Below are 3,827 nucleotides of genomic sequence, written 5' to 3'. Positions count from 1 at the left end.
GCTTCAGTGGTGTGGTCGCGGTGCCGGTGCATGATGCGCCGGTGCGCCACTTGTATGCCATCTGGTCGACCAACCCGACGCCCGCAGCCAGGGCGTTCATCCAGTTGCTGGAGCGCAGCCTGGCGGCGCGGGCGCGCCAGGTGCCGAGGGCGGCACAAAAGTATCGCCTGGCGCATCGGCGTAGCTTTTCAGCACACCTCGATGATTTCGTACACCTGGCGACTGTTGCCCAGCACCAGCACCACCTCATCCCCCTCGAACTTGCCCATCAGGTGCTGCCCCAGTGGTGAGCGCGGGGTGATCACGGTCACCAGTGCATCGCCTTCGCCCATCTTCAGGCCCGCCGCCTCTGGCCCCAGAAACAACCGCTGCTGGCGGTCGTGCTCGTCGGCCAGCAGCACCAGGTTGCTCAGCTGAATCCCGGCCTCGGGGTCATAGTCGCGCACCTGCAACTGCTGGTACGCCACCCGCGACCGGCGAATCTCCTCCATGCGCCGTGCCTGCCCGGTGGCCAGGTACGAGGCCTCCAGGCCCAGGGTGTCGTACTTGTTCTCGGCAATGTTCTCTTCGGCGGTCGCAGCCTCATACGCGGTCTGCGCCGCGCGCTGGGCCACGTCCAGGTCAATGCCCAGGCGCTCGACGATGCGTGCCAGCAGTTCGGTCTTGTTCATCTCAGCGGCAGAACTCAAGGACATTGGCCCGGCTCTTCTCGGTCGGTGCCGTGCGGTTCTGCTGCAACCAGAACTGGCACCGCGGGTTGGACAGGTTGCGTACCTCGCCCTGTGCATGCTCCTCGGCCTGTTGGATGGCCTGGCTGCGCAAGATCTCTTTGTACTGCTCGAACATCTGGTTCTGCTCCGGCGATTGCTGCGGCGCCACGGCCGGTGCAGGCGGAGCAAGCGCTTCGCGCAGCGGCTCATGGGTGCCTGGCAGGTACTGCCAGGCCAGCCACAGGGTCAGGGCAATCGCCACGAACCCCAGCCACAGGCCCAGGGCCACGCACAGGATCAATTGCAGCGGGTTGTGGGCAATCTTCAGTTCGCGGCGACGCGCACGGTACGACATGGCAGCCTCCTGGCCAGGACAATGCCCGTGATTGTCGCATGCGCTCGCGGTTTTATTCAGCCTCGCTCTTGTTGTCTGCAATGATTAAACCGGACAATCGACGCTTTTTACGCCCGGCTCAAGAGGTGCCCGCGATGAAACAGACTTGGGATATCTTTTGCTGCGTCGTCGACAACTACGGTGATATTGGCGTCACTTGGCGCCTGGCTCGGCAACTGGCGGCGGAGCACTCGCTGGCCGTGCGCCTGTGGGTGGATGAGCTGGCCGCGTTCGCACGGCTGTGCCCGACCGCCGACCCGCACCTGACAGCGCAATGGCAGCAGGGCGTGCAGGTGTGCCAGTGGCCCGCCGACTGGCAACCCACCACTGTGGCGGATGTAGTGATCGGCGCGTTTGGCTGCCAGTTGCCGGCCGCTTATGTCCAGGCCATGCAGGCGCGCAGCGTGCCTGCGCAGTGGCTGAACCTGGAGTACCTCAGCGCCGAAAGCTGGGTGGAGGGCTGTCACGGTCTGCCGTCGCCGCAAGCCAACGGCTTGCGCAAGGCGTTTTTCTTTCCCGGCTTTACCCCGCGTACCGGTGGGCTGCTGCGCGAGTCGAACCTGCTGGCACGGCGTCAGGCATTCGAGCGCGACCCGCAGGCCCGCCAGGCGTTCCTGCAGGGCCTGGGGGTGACAGCGCAGGCGCAGGCGCGATTGATGTCGTTGTTCGCGTATGAGAACCCAGGGTTAGGCAGTTGGCTCGACGCGCTGGCGAGCGATACGCGGGCCAGCCATCTGCTGGTGCCCGAGGGCCGTGTCCTGGGCGATGTACAGGCCTGGTTCGGCGAAGCGCCGCTGGTGGTGGGCAGTGTGGCGCAGCGCGGTGCGTTGACGGTGCAGATCCTGCCTTTCGTCAGCCAGGACGATTATGATCGCCTGCTGTGGTGCTGCGAATTCAATGCCGTGCGCGGTGAAGACTCGTTCGTGCGTGCGCAGTGGGCCGGGCGGCCGTTGCTGTGGCATATCTACGTGCAGGAAGAGTATGCCCACTGGGAGAAGCTGGAGGCCTTTCTCGACCAATACACCCAGGGGCTCTCGGCGCCCGCAGGCGCTGCGCTGGTGCAACTGTGGCGCGCCTGGAACATGGACCGAGACATGGGGCAGGCGTGGCAACAACTGCTGCTGCACTGGTCGGAACTGAGTGCTCATGCCGAGCGCTGGTGCGCCGCGCAGGCCGCTCAGCCGGACCTTGCCACGGCGCTGGTACAGTTTTGTCGAAATTCGCTATGATATGCGGCCTCGATTTTTGTAAATCCATCCAAATTCGGATAACTCGCAATGAAAACTGGTAAAGAGCTGAAACCCGGTACCGTGATCCGTATCGACAACGACCCTTGGCTGGTTCAGAAAGCTGAATTCACCAAATCGGGCCGTAACAGCGCGATCATGAAGACCAAGCTGAAAAACCTGCTGACCGGCTACAAGACCGAAACCGTCTACAGCGCCGACGACAAGCTGGACGACGTGATCCTCGACCGTAAAGAAGCGACCCTGTCGTTCATCAACGGCGACACCTACACGTTCATGGACACCACCGACTACACCATGTACGAGCTGAACGCCGAAGATATCGAAGCCGTTCTGCCGTTCATCGAAGAAGGCATGGAAGACGTCTGCGAAGCCGTGTTCTTCGAAGAGCGCCTGGTGTCGGTTGATCTGCCAACCACCATCGTGCGTCAGGTTGACTACACCGAAGGTTCGGCGCGTGGCGATACCTCGGGCAAGGTGATGAAGCCTGCCAAACTGAAGAATGGCACCGAGCTGAGCGTTGCCGACTTCATCGAGATCGGTGACTGGATCGAGATCGACACCCGCGAAGGTGGCTCCTACAAGGGCCGCGCCAAGGTTTAAGCCTGGCGTACTGCGCGAACATGAAAAACCCGGCCTCGGCCGGGTTTTTTTATGCCTGGGCGATGCCTCAGACGCTGACGTGCAGGCGCACATCGACGTTGCCACGGGTGGCATTGGAGTACGGGCACACCCGGTGCGCCGCGTCGACCAGTGCCTGGGCGTCGCCTGCTCCAGGCCCGGCAGGCTGATGCGCAGGTCGATGTCGAGGCCGAAGCCGCCTTCGATCTGGCCGATGCCGACCTCGGCGGTGATTGCAGTATCGGCTGGCAGCTGGCGCTTGCTCTGACCGGCGACGAATTTCAGCGCGCCGATGAAGCAGGCCGAGTAACCGGCGGCAAACAGTTGCTCAGGGTTGGTCGCCGCGCCCCCCGCACCGCCCAGTTCTTTGGGCGTGGCCAGTTTCACATCGAGGATGTGGTCGCTGGAAACAGCACGGCCATCGCGGCCGCCGGTGGAGGTTACGGTTGCGGTGTAGAGCGTTTTCATAGTGAACCTCGTACGGTGCAGTAGGGGAGGCGCCGGGGCGCTGAAGAAGTACCGGATGAAATATAGTGCGCTAATATTTAGTGCGCAAGATAAATAACCGAAAAACCTACCAACGGTCGTCGCACCGCCTGCTTGGGTGGGTTGAACGCCCCGAATTCAGAGGGTCACAGGCTTTTCTGCAAGTGCTCGCGCAAATCCAGCAACTCGGCCTGCAGTCGTTGCAGCCGTTCCAGCGACTGGCCGCTGGCACCCAGGATGCACGGTGGAATGGTCCGAGCCTGGGCGTGTAGTGCTCGTCCTTGCTCGGTCAGTTGCACGATCACTACCCGCTCATCCTCGCGGCTGCGGGTGCGCTTGAGCAGGCCTTCGGCCTCCAGGCGCTTGAGC

At 62.9% G+C, this 3,827-nt stretch carries 5 protein-coding genes and 1 pseudogene; 2 read left to right on the top strand and 4 right to left on the bottom strand.

Translation table 11 applies throughout. From position 1 onward, the window contains the following. Positions 1-188: 188 nt before the first annotated feature. Both G3436_RS18550 and G3436_RS18545 read right to left on the bottom strand, forming a co-directional pair. Positions 189-671: a GreA/GreB family elongation factor gene (locus G3436_RS18550; RefSeq protein ID WP_163947845.1), complete on the bottom strand. Its 483-nt coding sequence runs from the start codon at positions 669-671 to the stop codon at positions 189-191. A gap of 1 nt (position 672) precedes the next feature. Continuing rightward, entirely contained in the window at positions 673-1,065 is a 393-nt protein-coding gene (locus G3436_RS18545) for a hypothetical protein (protein WP_163947842.1), read from the bottom strand. Between the two features lie 134 nt (positions 1,066-1,199). Between G3436_RS18545 and earP the strand changes: the two genes are divergently transcribed. Beyond that, positions 1,200-2,333 (top strand): elongation factor P maturation arginine rhamnosyltransferase EarP, encoded by a 1,134-nt coding sequence (gene earP / locus G3436_RS18540; protein ID WP_163947839.1) that lies wholly within the window; start codon positions 1,200-1,202, stop codon positions 2,331-2,333. Between the two features lie 48 nt (positions 2,334-2,381). Continuing rightward, complete coding sequence (locus G3436_RS18535) at positions 2,382-2,954, top strand: elongation factor P (protein WP_038994110.1); 573 nt, start codon at positions 2,382-2,384, stop codon at positions 2,952-2,954. 67 nt (positions 2,955-3,021) lie between these two features. Here the strand turns inward: G3436_RS18535 and G3436_RS18530 are convergent. Next, positions 3,022-3,440 (bottom strand): annotated as a pseudogene (locus tag G3436_RS18530) (organic hydroperoxide resistance protein). A gap of 164 nt (positions 3,441-3,604) precedes the next feature. Continuing rightward, the coding region (locus tag G3436_RS18525; protein ID WP_163947836.1) for a transcriptional regulator, SarA/Rot family at positions 3,605-3,827 on the bottom strand (223 nt) is incomplete at its 5' end.

The sequence above is a fragment of the Pseudomonas brassicae genome (assembly GCF_010671725.1).
Taxonomy (GTDB): domain Bacteria; phylum Pseudomonadota; class Gammaproteobacteria; order Pseudomonadales; family Pseudomonadaceae; genus Aquipseudomonas; species Aquipseudomonas brassicae.
This window is presented reverse-complemented; position numbering and strand designations above follow the sequence as displayed.